Origin of the sequence: Mycobacterium gastri, assembly GCF_002102175.1 — a bacterium.
Taxonomy (GTDB): Bacteria; Actinomycetota; Actinomycetes; order Mycobacteriales; family Mycobacteriaceae; genus Mycobacterium; species Mycobacterium gastri.
On the sequence record NZ_LQOX01000106.1, the window covers coordinates 95,040 to 118,277 of the forward strand.

Here is a 23,238-nt window from a genome sequence, read left to right on the forward strand (position 1 = left end):
CGCTACTCGGGGTCGCCGTCGGCGCCGCTGCCGCCCCGGATCAATGCCAGCGTCCCCGCCAGCTCGTCGGGCTTGATCAGCACCTCACGCGCCTTGGACCCTTCGCTGGGCCCGACGATGCCGCGCGTCTCCATCAGGTCCATCAGCCGGCCGGCCTTGGCGAAACCCACCCGCAGTTTGCGCTGCAGCATCGAGGTGGAACCGAACTGGCTGGACACCACCAGCTCCACGGCCTGCAGGAAGACGTCCATGTCGTCGCCGATGTCCGGGTCCCGACCATCCGAGTCGGTGCGCTCGGCGCTGGGCTTGGCGGTGGTGACGCCCTCGGTGTACTCGGGTTCGGCCTGGTTCTTACAGGCGGTGACGACGGCGTGAATCTCCTCGTCGGTGATGTAGGCGCCCTGCAGCCGGACCGGCTTGCTGGCGCCCATCGGCAGGAAGAGGCCATCGCCCATCCCGATCAGTTTTTCCGCACCCGCCTGGTCCAGGATTACCCGGCTGTCGGTGAGCGACGACGTGGCAAACGCCAGCCGCGACGGCACATTGGTCTTGATCAGGCCGGTAACCACGTCGACCGACGGGCGCTGGGTGGCCAACACCAGATGAATGCCAGCCGCCCGCGCCTTCTGGGTGATCCGCACGATGGCGTCCTCGACGTCACGCGGGGCGGTCATCATCAGGTCGGCCAGCTCGTCGACGATCGCCACGACGTAGGGGTAGGGCCGGTACACCCGCTGGCTGCCCAGCGGCGCGGTGATCGCGCCGGATCGCACCTTGTCGTTGAAGTCGTCGATGTGGCGCACCCGCGACGCCTGCATGTCCTGGTAGCGCTGCTCCATCTCCTCGACCAGCCAGGCCAGCGCGGCCGCGGCCTTCTTCGGCTGGGTGATGATCGGCGTAATCAGATGGGGGATGCCTTCATACGGCGTCAGCTCCACCATCTTCGGGTCGATCAGGATCATCCTGACCTCTTCCGGGGTGGCCCGGGTCAACAGCGATATCAGCATGGAGTTGACGAAGCTGGACTTGCCGGATCCGGTGGAGCCGGCGACCAGCAGGTGCGGCATCTTGGCCAGGTTGGCCGAGATGAAGTCGCCTTCGATGTCCTTGCCCAGCCCGATCACCAGCGGATGGTGGTCGCGGCGGGTTGACGGCGCCGTCAGCACGTCGGCCAGCCGCACCATTTCCCGGTCGGTGTTGGGCACCTCGATGCCGACGGCCGACTTGCCGGGGATCGGGGCCAGCATCCGCACACTCTCGGTGGCCACGGCGTAGGCGATGTTCTTCTGCAGCGCGGTGATCTTCTCCACCTTGACGCCGGGCCCCAGTTCGACCTCGTAGCGGGTGACGGTGGGGCCGCGGGTGCAGCCGGTGACGGCCGCGTCGACCTTGAACTGGGTGAGCACCTCGCCAATGGCGGCGGCCATGTGGTTGTTGGCCGCGCTGCGTTTCTTGGGTGGATCGCCGGCCACCAGCAGGTCCAGCGAGGGCAGCGTGTAGGGACCCTCGACGACGCGGTCCAGTGCTTGGGTGTCCTGCTTCTTGGGGCTGCGCTTGCGGCCGCGCCCGACCGCCGGTTCGGGAACGGTCGGTACGTCATCGTCAGAAGGCGGGCAGCTCTCCGGCCGCAGCGGGACTTCGTCGTAGTAGCCGTCGGAGAAATCCTCGCGCGCAACCTCGACGGTGTCCGCGTCGTCGCCCGCGAAGTCGTCACAGCCCTGGTCGTATTCGTGCTCGTATTCGTGGTCCTGGAAGTAGTCACGCTGGAATAGCCGCGTGCCGAAGATGCGCCGCAGGGCGTCTGGCACCTCGCGGACCGTGGTTCCGGTGAGCAGTAGCAGCCCGAACAGCGCACCGATGAATAACAGTGGTGCGGCGATCCACGCCGTCAGCCCGTCCGACAACGGCCCACCGATCACAAAACCGATGAACCCGGCCGCGTGCCCGCGCAACGTTGGGGTTTCCGGTGACCCGGCCCACAAGTGCCGTAAACCCAGGAAAGATGTCGCGATCAGGCTGGATCCCAGGATCAGCCGGGGACGGGTGTCGGGATTGGGCTCGGTCCGCATCAGCACTATGGCCGTGGCGACGAGGACGATGGGCAGCAGCACGACGGCCGAGCCGATGAGTATTCGCAGCACCGCGTCGACCCACGCCCCGACGGGCCGCGCGGCGTGGAACCACGAACCGGCGGCGACGACCACGGCAAGGCCCAGCAGAACCAGCGCCACACCGTCGCGACGATGTCCGGGTTCGATGTCACGCGCGCGTCCGATCGACCGCGCCGCTCCCCCGGTGCCCTTGGCCGCCATCAGCCAGGTCGCGCGCATGGCCCGGCCGCAGGCGAGCCCGGTCAACACCAGCAGGGATTGGTTGCGCCGCCGAGCGGGCCGACTCACCCGCTTGACCGGCCTGCTCGGGGGCTTTCTGGGCGCAGCCGACCGCGACGCACTGCGCGTCGCCCCCCGCGAAGTGGCTTTTGACCTGCTCGTTCTGCTTCCGGAGCGGGCAACGGTCCGATTGGCCATGCCGGCAAGCCTAGTCGCAAATGCATCTTCTGCACCACATGCCACACTGGTAACGCCGGCTTCTCCAACCCGTGCTCGCCTCGTGACCGGCAGGCGTGAGTAGGGTGGCCAGAGGTGACAATTGTCATCCGCGGTCATCCGCGGTCATCCGCGGTCATCCGCGGTCATCCGCGTCATGCCGCGTCACGCCGCCGATAATCCGCCGCACTTCCAGGAGGACCCAGCATGCCCGTCGTCGTCGTCGCCACGCTGACCGTCAAGCCCGAGTCGGTCGACACAGTCCGCGACATCCTCACGACCGTGGTCGAAGAGGTGCACGGCGAACCTGGTTGTGAGCTGTACTCGCTGCATCAATCGGGTGAGACCTTCGTCTTCGTCGAACAATGGGCCGACGCCGACGCACTCAAAGTCCACAGCACCGCGCCCGCAGTCGCCAAGATGTCCAAGGCGGCCGGTGACCACTTGGTCGGTGCCCCCGACATCAAGATGTTGCAGCCCATCCCAGCGGGCGATCCGGGCAAAGGGCAGCTTCGGCCCTGATGGCTCGGCCGTCACAAGGCCCGCTGAGCGGCCGGGTCGCCTTCATCACCGGAGCCGCGCGCGGCCAGGGCCGCGCCCATGCGGTTCGCCTTGCGGCCGACGGCGCGAACGTGATCGCGGTCGACCTGTGCGAGCAGATCGCCAGCGTGCCCTACCCGCTGGGCACCGCCGACGACCTGGCACTCACCGTCAAGCTCGTCGAGGACACCGGCGCGCGCATCGTCGCACAACAAGCCGACGTCCGCGATCGCGCGTCGCTGGCCGCCGCGCTGCGGGCCGGCCTCGACGAATTCGGCCGGCTCGATATCGTCGTCGCCAATGCCGGGATCGCCCCGATGCAGTCGGGCGCCGACGGCTGGCGCGACGTCATCGACGTCAACCTCACCGGCGTCTACCACACCGTGGATGTCGCGATACCGAGCATGGTCTCTCAAGGTGAAGGCGGGTCAATCGTGCTGATCAGTTCGGCGGCGGGACTGGCCGGCTTCGGCAGCGCCGATGCCGGCTCCATCGGCTATACCGCCGCCAAACACGGACTGGTGGGGTTGATGCGGCTATACGCCAATTTGCTTGCACCCCATAACATTCGAGTTAACTCCGTGCATCCGTCCGCTGTCGCCACCCCGATGATCAACAACGAGTTCACCGCGCAGTGGCTTGCCGACATGGCCGCTTCGACCGGCTCCGCGTCGGGCGCGGGCAACGCGTTGCCGGTGCAGATTCTGCAAGCAGAAGACGTCGCCAATGCCGTGGCGTGGCTGGTGTCCGACGAAGCCCGATACATCACCGGCGTGCCGTTGCCGGTCGACGCGGGTTGTGTGAACAAGAGGTAGCTGATGGCCCGAAATCCCGCTGCGCAGACTGCATTCGGCCCGATAGTCTTATCGGCCGTCGAACAAAACGAGCCACCCGAGCACCGGCTGGTGGACGACGACCTCGCGGACCTGTTCTTGCCCAGGCCGCTACGCTGGCTCGTCAGCGCCACCCGGGCGACGACAATCAGGCGCCTGTTCATCGCGGGGTCGGAGTGGTCGGGCCGCGGCCTGTGGGCGAACCTGGTGTGCCGCAAACGATTCATCGCCGACTTGCTCGCCGCAGCACTCGACGACGTCGACGCGGTCGTCATTCTCGGCGCCGGATTGGACACCCGCGCTTATCGGTTGACCCGGCAGGTACGCATCCCGGTCTTCGAAGTGGACCTGCCGGTCAACATCGCGCGCAAGGCCAAGACGGTCCGACGCGTGCTGGGCGAGTTGCCGCTGTCAGTTCGGTTGGTAGCCTTGGATTTCGAGCATGACGATCTGCTCACCGCGCTGGCCGAGCACGGCTATCGCACCGATTATCGGGTCTTTTTCATCTGCGAAGGCGTGACCCAGTACCTCAGCGAACCCGCCGTCCGGCGGACGTTGGACGGACTGCGCGCCACCGCACCGGGTAGTCGCTTGGTGTTCACCTACGTGCGCCGCGACTTCATCGACGGGAGCAACCGATACGGCACCCGGACGCTGTACCGTGCTGTCCGGCAGCGGCGTCAGCTGTGGCATTTCGGCTTGCTGCCCGAGCAGGTGGCCGATTTTCTCGCCGAATACGGATGGCGGCTGGTGGAACAAGCCGGGCCGGACGAACTCGTCCAGCGCTATGTCGCGCCCACCGGTCGCAAACTCAAGGCCTCGCAGATCGAATGGTCTGCCTATGCGGAGAAGATCTAGGCCGGCTGGGCTGGCTGGCCTCGCTGGGCCGGCTGCGATCACGACACTTAAATGACCGCTACGACACGGCGAAACACGTAGCAGCCGTTAAAGTTTCGCGAAGGCGAGGATCAGACCTCGATGACCGTGGGCACGATCATCGGCTGGCGGCGGTAGGTTTCACCCACCCACTTGCCGACCGTGCGACGCACGCCCTGCGCGATCCGGGTCGGATCGGTGACGTTGGCGGCGCTCAGCGATTCCAGCTCCGCTTCGACCTTGCGCACGGCCGGTTCCAGCGCCTTGGGATCTTCGGAAAAGCCGCGCGAATACAGATGCGGCGTCGCCACCGGGAGCCCGGTGCCACGCTTGACCACCACGGTCACCGCGACAAAGCCTGACGACAGGATCAGCCGTTCACCCAGGGTGATTTCGCCGACGTCGCCGGTGATCAGCCCGTCGACGAACATCTTGCCGACCGGCACGGCGCCGGCGATCGATGCTCTGCCGCCGACCAGATCGACGCTGACCCCATTCTCGGCCAACAGGATCGATTCTTCCGGAACTCCGGTGCCGGCCGCGAGCTTCGCATTGGCGCGCAGCATTCGCCAGGTCCCGTGTACCGGCATCACATGGCGCGGCCGTAGTCCGTTGTACAGGAACAGCAGCTCGCCGCTGTATGCGTGTCCGGAAACATGCACCCGTGCTTGGGCATTGGTGACAACGCGAGTTCCGATCTTGGAGAGCTCGTCGATGACGCCGTAGACCGCCTCCTCGTTTCCGGGAATCAGCGACGACGACAACACGATGAGATCACCCGAAGTCAGAGTGATACTGCGATGTTCGCCGCGCGACATCCGAGACAACGCCGACATCGGTTCGCCCTGCGTGCCGGTGGTGATCAGCACCACCTGTTCGGCCGGCATCATCTCCGCGGCGGCGATGTCGATCAGGTCGGAATCGGCCACCCGCAAAAAACCCAATTCCCTTGCGATGCCCATGTTACGCACCATCGACCGGCCCACGAATGACACTCGCCGGCCCAAAGCCACTGCGGCGTCGATGATCTGCTGCACCCGATCCACATTGGAGGCAAAACATGCCACGATGACCCGACCCTCGGCGCCCCGGATCAACCGGTGCAGCGTCGGGCCCACCTCGCTTTCCGATGGCCCGACACCGGGAATCTCGGCGTTGGTGGAGTCGCACAAGAACAGGTCGACGCCGGCGTCGCCCAGTCGGGACATGCCGGGCAGGTCGGTGGGACGGCCGTCGAGCGGCAGTTGATCGAGCTTGATGTCGCCGGTGTGCAAGACGGTTCCCGCGCCAGTATAGACGGCGATGGCCAGCGCGTCGGGGACGGAGTGGTTGACCGCGAAGTACTCGCACTCGAACACCCCGTGCCTACTGCTCTGCCCCTCGGCGACCTCGACGAACACCGGTTTGATGCGGTGCTCGCGGCATTTCGCGGCAACCAATGCCAGGGTGAACTTCGAGCCGACGACGGGGATGTCGGGGCGCAGCTTGAGCAGGAAGGGGATCGCCCCGATGTGGTCCTCGTGCGCATGGGTCAACACCAGCGCCTCGATGTCGTCGAGGCGGTCTTCGATGTGACGCAGGTCAGGCAGGATAAGGTCGACGCCGGGTTCGTCGTGGGTGGGGAACAGCACCCCGCAGTCGATGATCAGCAGCCGGCCCAGATGCTCGAAAACCGTCATGTTGCGGCCGATTTCGTTGATGCCGCCCAACGCGGTGACCCGCAAACCGCCCGCAGCCAACGGAGCTGGCGGCGGGAGGTCTTCGTTCACGGGTGGCTCGCTCTATGACTCACCGAAGCACCGAAACTGCACGCATATCGGCGACCAACGCGTCGATCTGCTCCGGTGTTGCGGGCATCTGCGGCAACCGGGGGTCTCCGACATCGATGCCCTGTAGTCGCAGGCCCGCTTTGGCCATGGTGACCCCGCCCAGACGGCTCATCGCCTTGCACAACGGGCTTACCGCGACGTTGATCTTGCGCGCGGTGGCGATGTCGCCCGACTGGAAGGCCGACAGCAACTCGCGAAGCTGACCTGCCGCCAGATGACCGATCACACTGATGAACCCGATGGCACCCATTGCCAGCCACGGCAGGTTGAGCGCGTCGTCGCCGGAGTAATAGGCCAGTCCGGTGTCGGCGATGATCTGGGCGCCGCTGGGCAGGTCGGCTTTGGCGTCTTTGACCCCGACGATGTTGGGGTGCGACGCCAGCGCGCGGATGGTCTCGGGCTCGATCGGCACGCCGGACCTGCCCGGGATGTCGTAAAGCAGCACCGGCAGATCGGTCGCATCGGCAACGGCGGTGAAGTGCGCCAGCAGCCCGCTCTGCGGCGGCTTCGAGTAGTACGGGGTGACCACCAGCAGCCCGTGCGCTCCCTCGGCAGCGCACGCCTGGGCCAGCCGGATGCTGTGCGCGGTGTCGTAGGTGCCGGCGCCGGCGATCACCCGCGCCCGGTCACCCACCGCCTCCAAGACGACACGCAGCAACTCGAGCTTCTCGTCGTCGGTGGTCGTCGGCGACTCACCCGTGGTACCCGAAACCACCAGGCCATCGCATCCCTGGTCCACCAGGCGATTGGCCAGGCGCGCCGCGGCGGCGGTGTCCAGGGAGCCATCGGCGCCGAATGGTGTCACCATCGCGGTCAGCAATGTCCCCAAGCGCGCGGGGACGTCGAATCCGACGGTGCTCACGTTGTCCAAGGTTACCTGGCGCCGCCAAGCTTTTTGGCAGCAGCGCCAGCGCGTGTGCGCGGGCCAAGCCTCAGGCTTCGGTGGCCAGCGGACTCGTCGCAACCTCGCTGCCGTCGGCCAGGGTCGTGACCTCGAAGTCGGCGAACACCGCGGGTGCGACGTCGGCGAGCTGACGCAGGCACTCGATGGCCAGCCGCCGGATCTCCACATCAGCGTGCTCGCTGGCCCGCATGGCGATGAAGTGCCGCCACGCCCGGTAGTTGCCGGTCACCACGATGCGGGTCTCGGTGGCGTTGGGCAGCACGGCACGGGCGGCCTGGCGTGCCTGTTTGCGCCGCAGCACGGCGTTGGGCTGGTCGGCGAACTTGGCCTCCAGCTTGGTCAGCAACTCGGTGTAGGTGGCGCGGCTGGCGTCGGCGGCGGCGGTCAGGATCTGCTGCAGTTCCGCGTCGTCCTCCATTCCCGGGGGCACGACGACCTGCGAGTCGCCTTCGGGCACGTAACGCTGCGACAGCTGCGAATAAGAGAAGTGGCGGTGCCGGATCAGTTCATGGGTGCACGACCGCGAAATCCCGGTGACGTAGAAGGACACGCTCGCGTGCTCGAGCACCGAGAAATGGCCGACGTCGATGATGTGCTTGAGGTATCCGTCGTTGGTCGCGGTCCTGGGATTGGGTTTGGACCAGCTCTGGTAGCACGCCCGACCGGCGAACTCCACCAACGCCGAGCCGCCGTCGGCATCGGTGGTCCACGGCACGTCGGGCGGTGCCAGGAAGTCAGTCTTGGCGATCAGGTGCACACGTAGCGGGGCGGTTTGGGCCACGGCGCTCACCCTAGCGGGGCGACCCGTCAGGCTCTGAGGCTGTCGCACACAACCCTCGGTCCAACCAGAGCCTATTGTTCAAACCAGTTCGGTCTGGCAGATCAGTCCCGGCGCGCGGCTAAGACGCGCATCGCCGGTGAGTAGTGGGATGTCGAGGTAGCTGGCGAGTGCCACGTAGAGCGCGTCGTAGAAAGTCATGGTGTGACGCAGGGTCCATGCGCGTCGAGCAAGTACGCCGACGTGCGGATATCGGTCGTCGATGAGCAAGCTGGCGACACGCGCCGCAGTCTCAGCCTCCCTAGTGCTGATGAGACCCGCAAGCTCATGGCGACGCAGCACGTTGCCCACTTCGGCGTCGATCAGGTGTGGTGCGTGTCGCCGCATGCCCGGCAGGCGGGCCCGAAGTCTGTCGGCGGCTTTCGTCTTGCCGGCCAAAGCCAGCACTAGCGCCGACGCATCGATGACGTAGTCGTTCACCGCCGGTCCGCAGCCAAGTCGGTGAGGATGGACTCCCTGGTCGCCCCCGGTGTCTCGCTGGCTTCTCGCGCGGCTTCCATGGCTGCCAGCGCTTCGTCGGTGGTCGGACGGCTCGCGAACTGGATCACCCAATCTCGCATGTAGGACTGGATGGAGCGCCCCGCAGCACGGGCGCGCTTGCGGATGACCTCGTAGGCTTCGTCGGGTATCTCGCGGATCTGTATTGTGGCCATAGCGCTATTTTAGCGCTATCTTAGCGCTAAAATAGCGCTTCGGGTGGCGCACAGGCTGCTTGGTGCTTGTTCGCGGCTTCTCGACGTTAACCGGCATAGCGTGCCCGCTCCGCGTAGTGCGGCGCGAGTGCCTCCATTTGTTCGATGACCAACTTGATTGCTTCCGGCTGCTTGTCCGGCGGGTACCGGTACTTCACCAGCAGGCGCTTGATCGAGGAGCGCAGCTTCGCGCGTACGTCGTCACGCACGGTCCAGTCGGTCTTGGTATCACGCTGCATCACACCAACCAGCCCGCGCGAGATCTGGGCCAGCACTTCCTCACCCTGAAGCTCGACCGCGGACTCGTTCTGGGCTACCGCGTCGTAGAAGGCCAACTCATCGTGGGATAGCGGCGGGGTAAAGCGCTTGCCTCGGTTACCTTCGGCCGCAACCTCTTTCGCCATCGCGATTAGCTCTGCGATCACCTCGGCAGAGGTGAGTTGCTGGTTGGTGTATTGGCGCATTAGTTTAGCGATTCGATCGGAGAACGCGCGCTGCCGCACCACGTTGTTCTTCGTGGCCGTAGCAAGCTCCTGAGTCAGCACCGCGCGCAGCGCCTCGATCGCCAGGTGCGGATGCGCTGCGGCTTTAGCCTTGAGTTCATAGTCCGGGCCAAGGTCTGACAGCGCCGGCTTCGGCAGGCCCGCAGCGTCGTAGATGTCAAAAATGTCGCCCGACGCGGTCGATTCATCGACGAGGCTGGAAAGCAACCGTTTGATCTCTTCTGGGACTGGCTTGCCTTCGGCCCGCCGCTGTTCGGCGTCGAACTTGCCCATCCATACCCGGACTTGCTCATAGAACCTGATTGTCGGCCGCAAGGCATCCAGGGTTTCGTTGCCGGCGCACAGCGACCACGCGCGGGCCAGGTGGTTGGCGAGCTTGCGGAACCGGTCCCCAAAGTTCGGCTCTTCGTCGGGAACCTGATTTCCCGGAGTGGATGGTGAGCGCAGGTAAGCGGTGAGGCCGATCGCGGCCTTCATCCATCCATGTTGTGGCGCCTTGGCTTTCGATCGCCAGTCGTATCCGGCGCACAGCTGGTCGAGCTGACCGACGAGATCGGCGGTCAGCTTCACCGCCGTGTCGATGTCCTTGCCGACGGGCTTGGTGTGGCGGTCGGTCTCCGTGTATTCGGCGAGTGCTGCGGCGAGGTTTTCCGCGAGCGGCGCGTAGGCGACCAAGAGTCCCGATGGCTTGCCACGGAATGTTCGGTTGACTCGCGCCAGCGTCTGCATCAGCAGCGCCCCCTTGAGGGGGCGGTCGAGGTAGAGCGTGTGTAGCGGCGGCGCGTCGAAGCCGGTGAGCATCATGTCCTTGACGATTACGATCTGCAGCTCGTCTTCGGCGTCACGCAGCCGCCGTTGAATCGCCTTGTTTTGGCTTTCGCGGCGAACGTGTTTGGCAATGATCCCCTGGTCTTGCGGGGAGCCGGAGTAGACGACTTTGATCACGCCCTTGTTGATGGAGTCGTCGTGCCAATGCGGTCGTAATTTGATGATCTCCTCGTATAGCTGTGCGCAAATCTGGCGGGTGGCGCCGACGATGAACGCCTTACCGGGTGAGGAGATGAATTTGCGCATCTCGGCAGATCGGGCATCCCAATGGCTGACGATGTCCGCGGCGAGCGTCGCCAGCCGCTCGGGCGCGCCATAGATGGCGTTGATGACCGCGACTGACTTTTCGATTTGAGCGCGCTCCACGTCGTCGAGTCCAAGCGTTGCCTCGTCGACGGCGTGGTCGAGGTCGTCTTCGCTGAAGTCCTTGGACCACCCGACTTTCGCTAGTCGAGGCTCGAAATACACTGGGACGGTGGCATTGTCAGCAACAGCGCGGGTGAGGTCGTAGACGTCGATATCGGGGCCGAAGACTTCGCGAGTGTTGCGGGCCACTTCCGAGATCGGCGTGCCGGTGAACGCGATGAAGACGGCGTTCGGTAGGGCGTCGCGGATGTGGCGGGCATAGCCGTCGAGGTCGTCGTAGTGGCTGCGGTGGGCCTCGTCGACGACGACGATGATGTTGCGCCGGTCGGTGAGCAACGGGTGATCGGTGCCCGATGCGCGTTCCTCTTTGGTCAGGCCGAACTTCTGCAAGGTGGTGAAGTAGATGCCCCCAGTGGTTCGATTGGACAGCTCGTCGCGCAGCTCCGAGCGCTTGGTCATCTTCTTCGGCGATTCGTCAAGCAGCCGTGACCGATTGAAGGTCTCGAACAGCTGGGTGTCGAGCTCCTTGCGGTCGGTGACGACGACGATGGTCGGGTTTTTCAGCTTAGGCTGGTTGGCGACCAGGTGCGCATAAAGCTCCATCTCCATCGACTTGCCGGAGCCTTGCGTGTGCCAGACAACGCCGGCCTTGCCATTGCTTTCGGTGGCTTGCACCGTCTTCCACACGGCCTTGGTGACGGCAAAATACTGGTGCGGCTTGGCGATTCGCTTGACGAGCCCGTCGCCGTCCTCATCGAAAGCCGTGAAGTTGCGCAGGAGCTGCAGGAACCGCTCGGTGTTGAATAACCCGTCGATGAGGGTTTCGAGTTCGATCGGAACGTCTTCTTTATCGGAGGGCTCGCCATACGGCACGGGCCTGCCGTCGTCATCGACGTTCCAAGGAGCGAAGTGCTCCAGCGGAGTGAACGGTGTTCCGTATCGGGCGGTGATGCCGTCGCTGGCGACCACCAGCACCGTGAAACGAAACGCCATTGGGAACTCCCGCAGATACGTCTGCAGTTGTGCGTGTGCGGCGGCGATGTCGGCGTGTGCCGAACCGGCCTGCTTGAGTTCGAAGATCGCGACCGGCATGCCATTGAGGTATAGCACGACGTCGAAGCGCCGTTGATGTTCGGTGCTGCGGACCGTGACCTGTTGCACCGCAAGGAATTCGTTGTCTTCAGGTCGGTGGCTGACCAAACGGATGGTGGGGTTCTGCTCGATACCGTCGACGTCGATGTAAGTGATGCCGCGGTAGCCGTGTACCAGCAGCTGGTGTATGCGGTAGTTCTCGGCGATCGCGTCCTGCGACTGCGGCTGGATGATCGCGGCGCGGGCCTGGTCGAGGTACTCAGCGGGAACGTGCGGATTGAGGTCGCGCATCTTGGCCAACATGCGGTCGGGCAGGGTGATGTCGGTCCACGACTGGCGGCCACCCTCAGCGCCTGGAGCGATCTGCGTTCCGGTGAGCTTTTGCCATTCATGTTCGCCGAGCGTGTCCAGCGCGAGCTGTTCCCAATCGGCTTCACTGAATCCGGTCATCAGCCGTCTCCTTCGTGTGGGACGCCGCCGGGGGCGCATGCCAACTCAATTTCGAGTTCTTCCACTGCGGGAAGGATGGATTCGAGTTCGGCGGGCAGGCTCTCGGTGATAGCGGTCTTCCTCTCCGCCACACCGATCGGTGTGGTGTACCCCAGCCGGGCCCGACCCTGTCGGCCGCACGCCGTGCTCACTCATGAGTCGTGCCCTGCGGTGCTCACAACACCTCGCCCACGGATGCCGCGGCATCCTTGACCCGAATCTTGCCGGACATCAGGACGGGGAGAAGTTGGTCGCGGGTCCGTGCCAGTAGTTGCGACTCTTTCCGGCGTCGATGGCATACCTGTCCGAGATCGACGAGCAAGCTAGCGAGATCAGGCTCCAGTTCGCGTATGTCCCGCACCCAGGCACCAAGTAGATCATGGGGCCTAATCCGTTGGTGGCTACCAGATGTACCAGCGACCATCTGTGTCAACTCTTCTGATATGTCGGTTTGACGCAACGTAGCCCACAACAATGTTGCATCCACGCAGGCCGGTATGAGGACGACGAACTCTGTACTAGCCAAGGCCATCTCTGCTGGTAAGGTGCAGACGTCCCAAATACGAGGTATCCGCGGATTCAGCTTAGAAAACAACACGCACGGTTTCGAAAGAAAAAACTTGCTGCTCTTGACGCTCGCCCCGCCCACGATCTCAGGTTGAGCGTTGGCGTCGAATGCGGGAAGACTGAAATGCGCAATGGAATCCGCGAACTCTTCAGGCCTACGAGACGCATTCGATTGACTCGCTAGCGTGGACAGCGGCGTGCGCACTGTAACTGATTCGGCAGCTGCCAACATCAATGCTTCTGCAGCGTCGACAACCCGCTCGTTAGCAGCGATCTTGTCGTCGAACGCTCCCAGCAATTCAGCGATTGCACGCTGTTCATAAATTGGGGGGAGCGGGACTTCGATATTTCGAAGAAAGTTGCGATTCAATGATGGCTGGGCACTTCCCGAATTGAACGCCAAGAAGTCGGTCACCTGAAGGAGCCGATAGACCCAACGGGGATCGTTTCCTTTGAAGTCGCGAACAAATAAGCATGTGTTAAGCGGCCAGAACGGCGCATCAACAAAGGTCGCAGTACCAATCGCTGCGCCGCTCCTACCAATGGCGACACCGGGACCATCGTAAGCTGCCTGGTTATGACTGCCCGTCACGCCAAAAGAACCGATAACAGGCACAGTTCCGGAGCAACGCGACGAGGTAGGTAGATCATGCCCTCGTTGCAGTTCAAGGACATCCCCGAACTGAACAATCGGCCACGCCCGACTCACGACAACCGCTCCAGCTGTTCCCGCACCACCTTCTCCAGCCGCGCAGACTCGTCGAACGCCACTAACAGCTCCTTCGTTAGCCGCGCGATCTTCTCGTCGATTGGCTCACCGTCGTCCTCGACCTCGGGCGCACCAACATACCGTCCCGGCGTTAACGCATAGTCAGCCGCCTTAATCTCCTCCAACGTCGCCGATTTGCAAAATCCCGGAATATCCTGATAGGTAAGCCCTTTCGCGGCGGCCGAGGCAGACCCTCGCCACGCGTGGTAGGTGTCGCCGATCCGGACGATCTCCTCGTTGGTCAGCGCACGCTCGGCTCGGTCCACCAGGTAGCCCAACTCGCGCGCATCGATAAACAGCACCTGCCTAGACCGGTCAACAGAACCCTGCTTACCGGGCGTCTTGTCCTTCGCAAAAAACCACAGGCACACGGGTATTCCTGTGCTACGAAACAGCTGCGTCGGCAACGCGACCATGCACGCCACCAGATCGGCTTCGACAATCTGCGCACGAATATCACCCTCGCCGTTGGTGTTTGACGACATTGAGCCGTTTGCCATCACCACCCCGGCCTTGCCCCCCGGCGCCAGCTTGGACAGGATGTGTTGAATCCAGGCATAGTTGGCGTTGTTGGCCGGCGGAACGCCGAAGCGCCAGCGCGGGTCTTCCTCGTTGCGCGACCAGTGCTTGATGTTGAACGGCGGATTGGCCATCACGTAATCCATCTGCACATCGGCATGCTGATCGCGAGCGAAGGTGTCGCCCCACCGCGCTCCGAGGCCCTTGTTGTCGATGCCGTGAATCGCGAGGTTCATCTTGGCCATCCGCCATGTTTCTTCGATGCTCTCTTGGCCGTAGATCGAGATGTCCTTCGGATCGCCGTCGTGTTCGTAGATGAACTTCTCGGTCTGCACGAACATGCCGCCCGACCCACAGCACGGGTCATACACCCGCCCCCGTGACGGTTCGAGCACCTCAACGATCACCTTGACCACGCTGGGCGGGGTGAAGAACTCCCCACCCCGTTTGCCTTCCGCACGTGCGAAATTCCCGAGAAAGTATTCATAGACCTCGCCCATGAGGTCGCGCGCACGGTGTTCGCCTTGACGACTGAACCGTGCGCTGTTGAACAGGTCAATCAGCTCACCCAGCCGGCGCTGGTCGATGTTGTCCTTGTTGTATAACCGCGGCAGTGTCCCGGCCAGCGTCGGGTTGGCCTTCATCACCGCATCCATCGCCTCGTCGATCAGCTGGCCGATGTTCTTCGCCATCTCATGGCCAATCGCCGGCTTTCCTTTTGCGTTCTCCGCCAAGAACTTCCAGCGTGCATTCGGCGGCACCACGAACACGCCGTAGCCCTGGTACTCCTCAGGATCGTCGATCAGGTCTTCGATCTGAGACTCGTCCATCCCATCGGCAGCCAGTTCGGCACGAATCGCCTCTCGCCGTTCGTCATACGCGTCCGACACGTATTTAAGGAACACTAGACCCAGGATCACGTCCTTGTACTGGCTGGCCGATAGCGACCCCCGCAATTTGTCGGCAGCCTTCCAGAGCGTGTCCTTGAGCTCTTTCATGGTCGACGGCGCCTGCGGCTCCAGCTGCTTCTTTCTCGGAGGCATCGGAGGATTTCCTTCCTATCTCTCGGCCACGGGGATCCCGGGCGTGGTGGGGTGGGCATCGAGCGTGAGGGCGCCCGCCGCGACCCCCTCGATCAGGGCGGTCTTCAGATCCCGCGCTGCGTCGACCCGCCGGTGCGCTTCGCGTTCGAACTCCTCAGCCCGCGTCAGCGCCTCTTCGAGCCGCGCCGCCTCGTCGCGGCGCATGGTAGGAACCGTCCACGTCTTCCATTCGCTTCCTGCAGAAGCCATTTCGTTGATTACCGTTGCGAGGACCATGGGGCCTATCTCGGCCGAGTCACGCAGCCGGATGATCCGCGCGGGGCAGGCGACCATGGCGCCGCCAACCGTGTCGACCCAGGCGCGCGGGCGCGGCTTCTCTACGAAGATCACGTCGTCAGGCTCGGTGCGGACCGCACGCGGATACTTGCGGGCGGCGTCGAACGGGTCGAGTGTGATCGTTCCGGCTATTTCGGGTGGTAGCACCGGCACCGTCCCGTGAGGTGAGGCATCAGCCAAATCGATTCTGTTGCCGCGCTTGACAATTAAATGCTTGCGTTCATGGAGCTCGCCAAGGGATCGGTGTACCAGTCGGAAGCGTCCTGGCGAGGGCGCTACCAGGACATCCAACGGCCTCAACGGCGAGGTCGTGGTCAACGTCGCAGCATGGACGCGATCCAGGTGTGCGGACGGTTCCGGTTCTCGCAATGTCGGCGCCCGTACCCCGCGGGGTACTACCGAACCCGCGGCCAGTACGCTGGCCAGCTCAACGCGGCGCGCATACCGAAAGGCGCGATCCTCGGTCTGCGCCAACGCCCCCGCGACATCAGCAGCAATATCGCTGCGCTCAAGGTCGTCGACGGCGCCCAGGTCGGCAACCCAGGGCCGCTGAGCGTTGGCACCTCCCAGGCATATCCATACGGCAAGGCTCTGCCTGTGCGCCTCGCGCCACAGTCCCCGCGGAAGTCGGATCGCTGCAACCACATTGCCAACCCGCAGTGTCCTTGCGCGACGTTGTTGCAGGGTTCCGGCCAGCTCATCGGAAAGCGCGGCGGCGGGACCCACGACCAGCGCTATGTCGCCGTCGTTCAGCGCGACGACGACGTCGTCGGCACCGTCAAGCGTTTCCGAGATGCCCAGTCCGACGAACGATGACACGGAAATGCCGGACCGAACGGTCGGTTCCCTGACGGGGATACCGCGGATCACCGCTCTGCGCCGAAGTTCTCGGTTGTCCGAAGCGATGTCGAGTTCGCATGCCGCGGCTATATCGAGGGCGACGAGCGAATCGTCGGCGCGCATGACGACGGGCTCTTGCCCGAGGTGTGTGGCCGCCGCCCCAACGATCCAGCCGAGCAACTCCACCGCGGCCGGTGTCAGCTCCCGCACCCCCTGCACCCGCTTCAGACGCCCTCGCTCAAGCCGCGCCAACGCATCGGGCGGCCCGAACGAGGCCTCCACCAGATCGTCGACGTAGGTGAGCACCGCATCCGAGGCCTGCAAGCGGCGGATCTCACGCAGCAACACAACATCATCCGGGTCGAACTGTTCTGCCCGTCGAACGCGTTGGCCAAGCGAGGTGTCCCCGAGTTCCTCTCCAGTCACGACGTGCCAGCACAACAGCGTCACCACATCCTCCAGCTCCGCGCCGTCGGGCACGGCCACCGCAGGTGCGTCATAGGCGTGTTCTGAGTTCTTGCCGCGGCGGGTGCGCGTCAGCCAGTCGACCATCTCATCCCAGGCGAACCGCGCGACGCCGTCGACGACCTCCACCGGTTCCGGGAATGGAATCGACACGCCGCGAACAATTGGGCGTTTTCGCCACATGCTGACCACAGGCCGGCGTACCTTGGCAAGGTCGGCGACGTCCTGCAGCGTCAGCGTGTTCACCGTGGCCCCTTCCTCCGGTCAGCTCACATAATTAAGCCCAGGTCTGGATATAGCAATGCCAGTATCTGATAAGCAGGCTTATCAGTGATTTTCTTGACTACTAAAATGAGTACGGCCAATTCTGCCCTTCATCGCGCTGCCACACGTGCGGCAGCCCCTACCCGAGGAGGGACGCCCACGCCCGATCACAACCGACACGCGCATTTCGACGACAACCTCTCCGCCGTGGTCATCGACCGACTTACGGTGCGCGACAAGGACGTTCCGCGTGAAGCGCAACGTTGGACTAGCGGCGAACGCGGAGCGATCGTCGATGATCCCGCCATTCTCGCCGGCGCCGACCTTTCGCAATTTGTGACCGAGGCCGTCAAGATTGGCGCCCACGCGCTATCCGCGGCCGGCCAGGCGCAGGAATCCCGAGCCCTAGAACAGATGCTGAAGGAAGTCGGGCAGCGGATCGCTGAAACGACCAACAAGGCCGTAGCAAACACCGAACGAGCCGCGAGGGCCGCGTCAGAGGTGGTAGCGAAGGCGGCCTACGACGCCAAAAGGGCCACCGTCGAGGCTGACGAAGCCAGTCGAAAGGAATTCAGCGAATCGGTCTCGGTGGCGACTAAGGGCCTCAACGCGGAGTTGCGACGGATTTTCAGCGGTGAGAACCCTGAGTTGTTAGATCGGCTGCAGCCCGTTCTCGATAAATTCGGAACCGCTCTCGACGCCAAGGTGAAGGCGGGCACGACGGACCTGATCGCACAGGCCGTGAAGCAGTTCGATCCCAGTGATCCCACGTCGCCGATGGCGAAGCACACCGCGGAGCTCCAGGCGCAGCAGCGCAAGTTGGCCGAGCATTTCGACACCAACCACAAAGACTTGGTTAAGAAGCTCGACGAACTCGCGACTGTGCTGAAGGTCCAAGACGCCAAGGCCAGCCTGGCAAAGATCACGCCAATCAAGGGTGACACGTTCGAGAACCAGCTAAACGCGGTGCTCTCGGCGATTGCCGACGGGCTCGGCGACGAATATACCGACACCCGCGCAATCGTCGGCGACGTGCCGCGATCAAAGAAGGGGGACGGATTGTTCACGGTGGACGCCGGCGCCGCCCGGGTGGTCATCGAGATGACAGACTCACCACGCGACAAGTGGTCCGAGTACTTCGATGAGGCGGAGCGGAACCGTCATGCAGCGGCGTCACTGGGGCTGGTACGAACTCCTACACAAAACGGCGGCCGGTCCATCCGTGTGCTCGGACCTCGGCGCATCGTGCTCGCATTCGACCCCGAGTCGGACAACCCCGAACTACTGCAAACTGCCGTTATGATGCTGCGGGCCAGCGCGCTGGCAGCTACCGCGCGCAAGGGTGCACACCAAATCGCCACAGCAGAGGAGAAGATCACCGAGGCGATGGCCCAGCTTGAAAGATCGACGAAGTGAAAAAGGCGGCGGGTTCCATTCAAAAGCAGGCAACGAAGATCGAAAGCTCCTGCACTGGAATCAATTCCGGCATCCAGCGATTGCTGTCTGAGGCGCTGGCCGAAGCCGAAGCCGACTCACCCGACAATCCGCCGGCTGGGGCCGCGGCTTAACTTTTAATCGCCCATCGGGCCCACGATGCCGAGCGGCGGGAGCGCACTGGCCCGATTCCGATAAGCGCAACGAAGATCGAAAACTTCTGGACTGCAATTACTTCGGATCATGGCCGTTGACTGACGCACTGCCTGCGCTTCGGCCCCGGGCTCAGGCACAGGCAGACCGGATATCGGTGTGCGCGAAATCATCACCCCGGAAGAGCAGCGGCTCGCCGGAGACATGGGCCAGGGCGTAGCTGTAGGTATCGCCGAGGTTGAGGCGGGCCGGATGCCCGCTGCCGCGTCCGTAGTCGCGATATGCCTGGGCCGCAACGCGGGCCTGGTCGCCGTCGAAGGACGCGATTTGGATTCCATAAGCCTCTAGCAACCGATCAACCAGCCGACTGATCTCGGGTCGATCGCGGCGCTGTATGACGGCGCACAGTTCGACGTAATTGGGTGCCGACATCCGCGAGTTATTGGAGCGGTTCAGCGCCTCTTTGAGCCCTTCGATATCCGGTTCGCCGAGCACGATGGCAACGATCGCCGAGGTATCAACGATCACCGCGGCAGACCATCGTCGTCGTACAACTCCACCTCGTTTCGCCGGATCAACTGCCTGTCCTCGTCGGTGAGAATGTTGCCAAGGTCGCGCAGGACCTCCTCGGCCGCTGCGTGCCGAGCATCGGCGCGCACAGTCTCTTCGCGGTCCAGTTCCGCGAGGCGGCGCGTGACGGCGTCTTCGACCGCCGCTGTCTGGTTGGTGCCGGTGCGCGCCGCAAGCTGACGCACAAGCGCGACAGTGCGTTGGCTCTTGATATTCAGGCTCATGGTAGAAGGGTACCGGTGTACGGGTAGATCCTCTACACCACCAAGTTGGCCAGCGCGACGGTGTCCCTGGCGCGGACCTTGCTGGACATCAGGAGCGGCAGCATGGCGTCACGCACTGCTGACAACTCTGCGGATTCTGCTCTTCGCTGGTGACACAAAACGCCGAGGTTCGCTAACGTATGCGCCCGCCCGGGATTCAACCGCCGTACATCCGGCACGACGACCCTTAGCAGTTCATGCGGCTGGATCCGTTGGCGACTTGCAGTCATGCCCGCGACCCTCTGTTGGAGTGTTGCCAAGACGTCGCGTCGCCACAGCGCTGACCATAAGGCGGAAGTGTCGACGCCAATCGGCCGCAGTACGACGAACTCGGTACTCGCCACCGCCATTTCCGCAGGGAGCTGCGTAACGTTCCAAATCCGCGGTGTTCTCGGGTTCAGTTTCGAAAACAATACACAGGGCTCCGATAGCACGAATTTATCGCTCTTGATCGACCTCCCGTCGACGATGCTTGGTCGGGTGCCGTTGTCGAACGCTGGAAAGCTGTAGTACGCGACCACGCCATCGAATCCTCGAGGGTCGAGGGATGCTGTTGACCTCGTCGCCAAATCGGACAGGGCGGTGTAATCGGAGATGCGCTCGACCATCGCGACCATCAAGGCCTCGGCGGTCTCGACGACGCGCTCGTTCGCGGCGATCTTGTCATCCAGGGCGCCGAAAACCTCGCTGATTGCACGGCGGTCGCGGGGGACATCCCACACCGAAATGTTCTTGAGAATGCTTTGGCTAAGCAGCGGCTGTCCGGATCCGGTGCGGTATCGATTAAGGGCGCAGGTCTGCAGCACGTAATACCAATATCGTGTTTCTTCGGGCCTCTTTGCGCGACATATCAAGGCGTTATCGGTCACCCACGCATCACCATCGCAATAGCGCAAGCTACCGCAATAGGATCCAACGCGTCCTATTACTATCAGCGGGCCGCAGGTATTGCATTGCGTTGTATAACCGATAGTCCCGTTTGCCCCATAAACGGGATAACGCCCGGCGGCGAGCCGTACCTGCAATACATCGCCGGCGCTGAATTCGAGATGGTCGCCCAACCGGACCTCTTGTTCCATCTAGCCGACCCGTCTGACGGCCGTACGTAGCTCCCCGGCCAAATCGCCTCGCTCCGACACGGCCACCCCACTCAATCCCAGCCAGGATGCCATCGACGCCAGTTCGCCGGCCAGCACCGTGGCGACCCGCGTCCGCGGTGAGTCGGGCTCGCCGAACGCCCCGACCACGTGCAACGATTTGGCGGCGCGGTCGGCTTTGAGGTCCACCCGCGCGACCAGCTGTCCGTCCAGCAGCAGCGGCCACACGTAGTAGCCGTACTGGCGTTTGGCCGCCGGGGTGTAGATCTCGATGCGGTAATGAAAATCGAACAGCCGCTTGACCCGTGGCCGGAAGAAGATCAACGGGTCGAACGGACACAGCAGCGCGGTGCCGCGGTCGCGGCGGGGCACCGTCTGGCCGGCCCAAAGGTAGGCCGGCGCCGGCCAGCCCTCCACACTCACCCGCTCGATATCACCCGCGGCCACCAGCTCTGCGATCGCCGGCTTGATCTGTTGGGCGGTCAGCCGGAAATAGTCGCGGAGATCGGCCTCGGTGCCCACGCCCAGCGCGGTGGCGGCTCGCAGGGTGAGCTGCCGGACGGCTTCGTCGTCGTCGACCTCCCGAGCCAGCACCTCGGCCGGCAGTACTCGCTCCACCAGGTCGTAGTGGCGGGCAAAGCCGACACGGGTGGCCGTCGTCAGCACCCCGGAAGCGAACAGCGCCTCGGCGACCCACTTGGTGTCGCTGCGATTCCGCCACGTTCCTTTTCGCAGGCGCGGCTCGGCGGCCAGCTGCGCTTCGATCTGACCGGCGGTGCTGGGTCCGAGTTCGGCGACCGCGGCAACGATGTCATCGGCCAACTGCGGGTTGGCCTTGACGATCTGGATTCCCCAACGTCCATGCCGGTACTGACCCATCCGCCAGCGCAGCAACGGCCAGTCGTCGACGGCCATCAGTGCGGCTTCGTGCGCCCAATATTCGACCAGCAACCGCGACGAGCGCGGGCCCCATGCGGCGCGGTCCAGCACGTCGCGGTCGTAGGGTCCCAGGCGGCTGAACACCGGCGCGTAGTGTGCCCGCACCGCCACCGACACCGAGTCCAGCTGCAGCACCTGAATCCGCGAGATCAGCCGCCGCAGATGTGCGCGGGTGATCGGCCCGGCCGGTTTGGGCCCGGCGAAGCCTTGTGCCGCGACCGCCACCCGGCGGGCCTGCGCGGCAGTCAGGGTGCTCATCACCGGTGGTAGCTGTGAAACCGGTACCGCAAACCCGACCGGCTGACCAGCCACTCTCCCTCGTCACCTTGCCATGTCTCGTCGAGCAGCGGAGCCAGGGCGTCGTCGTCGTCGCGGGGTAGGTCGACGTCGACCTCGGTGACCTCACACCTGATGGCCCGCGGCAGGGCAAGGGTGTAGATCTGCTCGCCGCCGATCACCCAGGTGTCCCCCGGGCCGGTGAGGGCGTCCTCGAGTGAACCCACCACCTCGGCTCCCTCCGCCACGAAGTCAGTCTGGCGGCTCAGCACCACATTTCGCCGGCCGGGCAGCGGCCGGGCAGCGGCCGGCAGCGAGTCCCAGGTCCGCCGGCCCATCACCACCGTGTGGCCCAGGGTGACCCGTTTGAAGTGACCGAGGTCCTCGGGTACCCGCCAGGGAATGTCACCGCCGCGGCCGATGACACCCGACGTCGACTGAGCCCAGATCAGGCCCACCGTCGTCATACGGCTACTGGGGCTTTGATCGCCGGGTGCGGATGGTAATTCTTGACGAGGATGTCTTCATAGGTGTAGTCGAAGATCGAATCCCTCTGGGCCAGAACCAGTTTCGGATAAGGTCGGGGCTCGCGGCGCAATTGCTCGCGGACCTGTTCGAGGTGGTTGTCATAAATGTGGCAATCACCGCCGGTCCAGACGAACTCGCCGACGTCAAGGTCGGACTGCGCGGCCATCATGTGGGTGAGCAGCGCGTAACTGGCGATGTTGAACGGCACGCCCAGAAACAGGTCGGCGCTGCGCTGGTAGAGCTGGCAACTCAGCCGCCCGTCGGCGACGTAGAACTGGAAGAACGCGTGACACGGCGGCAGTGCCATTTGCGGGATATCGCCGACATTCCAGGCCGACACGATGATCCGCCGGGAATCAGGATCGGTGCGCAGCAGCGCCAGGGCGGCGCTGATCTGGTCGATGTGCTCACCCGACGGAGTCGGCCAGGATCGCCACTGCACACCGTAGATAGGTCCGAGATCACCTGTGCTGCTTGCCCATTCGTCCCAGATGGTGACTCCGTGCTGGTGCAGCCAGCTGATGTTCGAGTCCCCGCGTAAGAACCACAGCAACTCGTAGGCCACCGACTTGAAATGGACTTTCTTGGTGGTGAGCAGCGGGAAGCCGGCCGACAGGTCGTACCTGATCTGCTGGCCGAACAGGCTGCGAGTGCCGGTGCCGGTACGGTCGGATTTGACCGAACCCGTTTCGAGCACCAGGCGCAACAGATCCTCATAGGGAGTCGCAATGGGCACCACGCGGCCAGCTTAGTACTGCGGCGATCGCAAGCCCGGCGAAGCCGGGCGCGGCGGGTCGACGCCAATCAACCCAGCAGCGAGGCCGCAGGAGTACAACGGA

21 protein-coding genes are annotated in these 23,238 nt (G+C 64.0%); 4 read left to right on the plus strand and 17 right to left on the minus strand.

Translation table 11 applies throughout. From position 1 onward, the window contains the following. Window positions 1–2 precede the first annotated feature (2 nt). Window positions 3–2,528: an FtsK/SpoIIIE family DNA translocase gene (locus AWC07_RS12645; protein WP_036417679.1), complete on the minus strand. Its 2,526-nt coding sequence runs from the start codon at window positions 2,526–2,528 to the stop codon at window positions 3–5. A 225-nt stretch (window positions 2,529–2,753) separates the two neighbouring features. Here AWC07_RS12645 and AWC07_RS12650 point away from each other — a divergent pair, with 225 nt between their 5' ends. The 3 genes from AWC07_RS12650 to AWC07_RS12660 are packed head-to-tail and all read left to right on the plus strand — an operon-like array spanning window position 2,754 to window position 4,777. Next, entirely contained in the window at window positions 2,754–3,068 is a 315-nt protein-coding gene (locus AWC07_RS12650) for a putative quinol monooxygenase (RefSeq protein WP_036417676.1), read from the plus strand. Continuing rightward, window positions 3,068–3,901 (plus strand): mycofactocin-coupled SDR family oxidoreductase, encoded by an 834-nt coding sequence (locus AWC07_RS12655; protein WP_036417674.1) that lies wholly within the window; start codon window positions 3,068–3,070, stop codon window positions 3,899–3,901. The genes AWC07_RS12650 and AWC07_RS12655 overlap by 1 nt, the downstream gene beginning before the upstream one ends. Window positions 3,902–3,904: 3 nt before the next feature. Beyond that, on the plus strand, window positions 3,905–4,777 hold the full coding sequence (locus AWC07_RS12660; protein WP_036417672.1) for an SAM-dependent methyltransferase: 873 nt from the start codon (window positions 3,905–3,907) through the stop codon (window positions 4,775–4,777). 110 nt (window positions 4,778–4,887) lie between these two features. Here the strand turns inward: AWC07_RS12660 and AWC07_RS12665 are convergent, their stop codons facing one another. The 10 genes from AWC07_RS12665 to AWC07_RS12710 all read right to left on the minus strand — a co-directional run bounded on the left by AWC07_RS12665 (window position 4,888) and on the right by AWC07_RS12710 (window position 17,121). Then, window positions 4,888–6,564, minus strand: coding sequence for a ribonuclease J (locus AWC07_RS12665; RefSeq protein ID WP_036417670.1), 1,677 nt, complete (start codon window positions 6,562–6,564; stop codon window positions 4,888–4,890). A 19-nt stretch (window positions 6,565–6,583) separates the two neighbouring features. Beyond that, entirely contained in the window at window positions 6,584–7,486 is a 903-nt protein-coding gene (gene dapA, locus AWC07_RS12670) for a 4-hydroxy-tetrahydrodipicolinate synthase (RefSeq protein ID WP_036417687.1), read from the minus strand. A 70-nt stretch (window positions 7,487–7,556) separates the two neighbouring features. After that, complete coding sequence (gene thyX, locus AWC07_RS12675; RefSeq protein WP_036417668.1) at window positions 7,557–8,309, minus strand: FAD-dependent thymidylate synthase; 753 nt, start codon at window positions 8,307–8,309, stop codon at window positions 7,557–7,559. 78 nt (window positions 8,310–8,387) lie between these two features. Next, a complete protein-coding gene (locus AWC07_RS12680) occupies window positions 8,388–8,786 on the minus strand; it encodes a type II toxin-antitoxin system VapC family toxin (RefSeq protein WP_036417667.1) in 399 nt (132 codons plus the stop codon). Then, window positions 8,783–9,019, minus strand: coding sequence for a FitA-like ribbon-helix-helix domain-containing protein (locus AWC07_RS12685; RefSeq protein ID WP_036417665.1), 237 nt, complete (start codon window positions 9,017–9,019; stop codon window positions 8,783–8,785). Before AWC07_RS12685 ends, AWC07_RS12680 begins: the two co-directional genes overlap by 4 nt. 86 nt (window positions 9,020–9,105) lie before the next feature. Continuing rightward, window positions 9,106–12,297 (minus strand): type I restriction endonuclease subunit R, encoded by a 3,192-nt coding sequence (locus AWC07_RS12690; protein WP_036412069.1) that lies wholly within the window; start codon window positions 12,295–12,297, stop codon window positions 9,106–9,108. Further along, window positions 12,297–12,488: a hypothetical protein gene (locus AWC07_RS12695; protein ID WP_084293459.1), complete on the minus strand. Its 192-nt coding sequence runs from the start codon at window positions 12,486–12,488 to the stop codon at window positions 12,297–12,299. Before AWC07_RS12695 ends, AWC07_RS12690 begins: the two co-directional genes overlap by 1 nt. Window positions 12,489–12,511: 23 nt before the next feature. Continuing rightward, entirely contained in the window at window positions 12,512–13,612 is a 1,101-nt protein-coding gene (locus AWC07_RS12700) for a restriction endonuclease subunit S (protein WP_036412068.1), read from the minus strand. Beyond that, complete coding sequence (locus AWC07_RS12705) at window positions 13,609–15,234, minus strand: class I SAM-dependent DNA methyltransferase (RefSeq protein ID WP_036412067.1); 1,626 nt, start codon at window positions 15,232–15,234, stop codon at window positions 13,609–13,611. The genes AWC07_RS12700 and AWC07_RS12705 overlap by 4 nt, the downstream gene beginning before the upstream one ends. 15 nt (window positions 15,235–15,249) lie before the next feature. Further along, entirely contained in the window at window positions 15,250–17,121 is a 1,872-nt protein-coding gene (locus AWC07_RS12710) for a hypothetical protein (RefSeq protein ID WP_036412065.1), read from the minus strand. 225 nt (window positions 17,122–17,346) lie between these two features. On the opposite strand from AWC07_RS12710, the gene AWC07_RS12715 reads away from it, so the two are divergent. Further along, a complete protein-coding gene (locus AWC07_RS12715; RefSeq protein WP_244187574.1) occupies window positions 17,347–18,555 on the plus strand; it encodes a Fis family transcriptional regulator in 1,209 nt (402 codons plus the stop codon). A gap of 303 nt (window positions 18,556–18,858) precedes the next feature. Here the strand turns inward: AWC07_RS12715 and AWC07_RS12720 are convergent, their stop codons facing one another. The 6 genes from AWC07_RS12720 to AWC07_RS12745 are packed head-to-tail and all read right to left on the minus strand — an operon-like array spanning window position 18,859 to window position 23,135. Further along, complete coding sequence (locus tag AWC07_RS12720; protein WP_036412063.1) at window positions 18,859–19,254, minus strand: type II toxin-antitoxin system VapC family toxin; 396 nt, start codon at window positions 19,252–19,254, stop codon at window positions 18,859–18,861. Then, complete coding sequence (locus tag AWC07_RS12725; protein WP_036412062.1) at window positions 19,251–19,520, minus strand: type II toxin-antitoxin system VapB family antitoxin; 270 nt, start codon at window positions 19,518–19,520, stop codon at window positions 19,251–19,253. Before AWC07_RS12725 ends, AWC07_RS12720 begins: the two co-directional genes overlap by 4 nt. Before the next feature lie 32 nt (window positions 19,521–19,552). Beyond that, complete coding sequence (locus tag AWC07_RS12730) at window positions 19,553–20,638, minus strand: restriction endonuclease subunit S (protein ID WP_036412061.1); 1,086 nt, start codon at window positions 20,636–20,638, stop codon at window positions 19,553–19,555. Beyond that, on the minus strand, window positions 20,639–21,853 hold the full coding sequence (locus tag AWC07_RS12735) for a winged helix-turn-helix domain-containing protein (RefSeq protein WP_036412060.1): 1,215 nt from the start codon (window positions 21,851–21,853) through the stop codon (window positions 20,639–20,641). It abuts the gene before it with no gap. Then, window positions 21,853–22,338, minus strand: coding sequence for a dihydrofolate reductase (locus AWC07_RS12740; protein WP_036412058.1), 486 nt, complete (start codon window positions 22,336–22,338; stop codon window positions 21,853–21,855). The genes AWC07_RS12735 and AWC07_RS12740 overlap by 1 nt, the downstream gene beginning before the upstream one ends. Further along, window positions 22,335–23,135, minus strand: a complete 801-nt coding sequence (locus AWC07_RS12745) for a thymidylate synthase (protein ID WP_036412072.1) — start codon at window positions 23,133–23,135, stop codon at window positions 22,335–22,337. The genes AWC07_RS12740 and AWC07_RS12745 overlap by 4 nt, the downstream gene beginning before the upstream one ends. Between the last annotated feature and the right edge of the window lie 103 nt (window positions 23,136–23,238).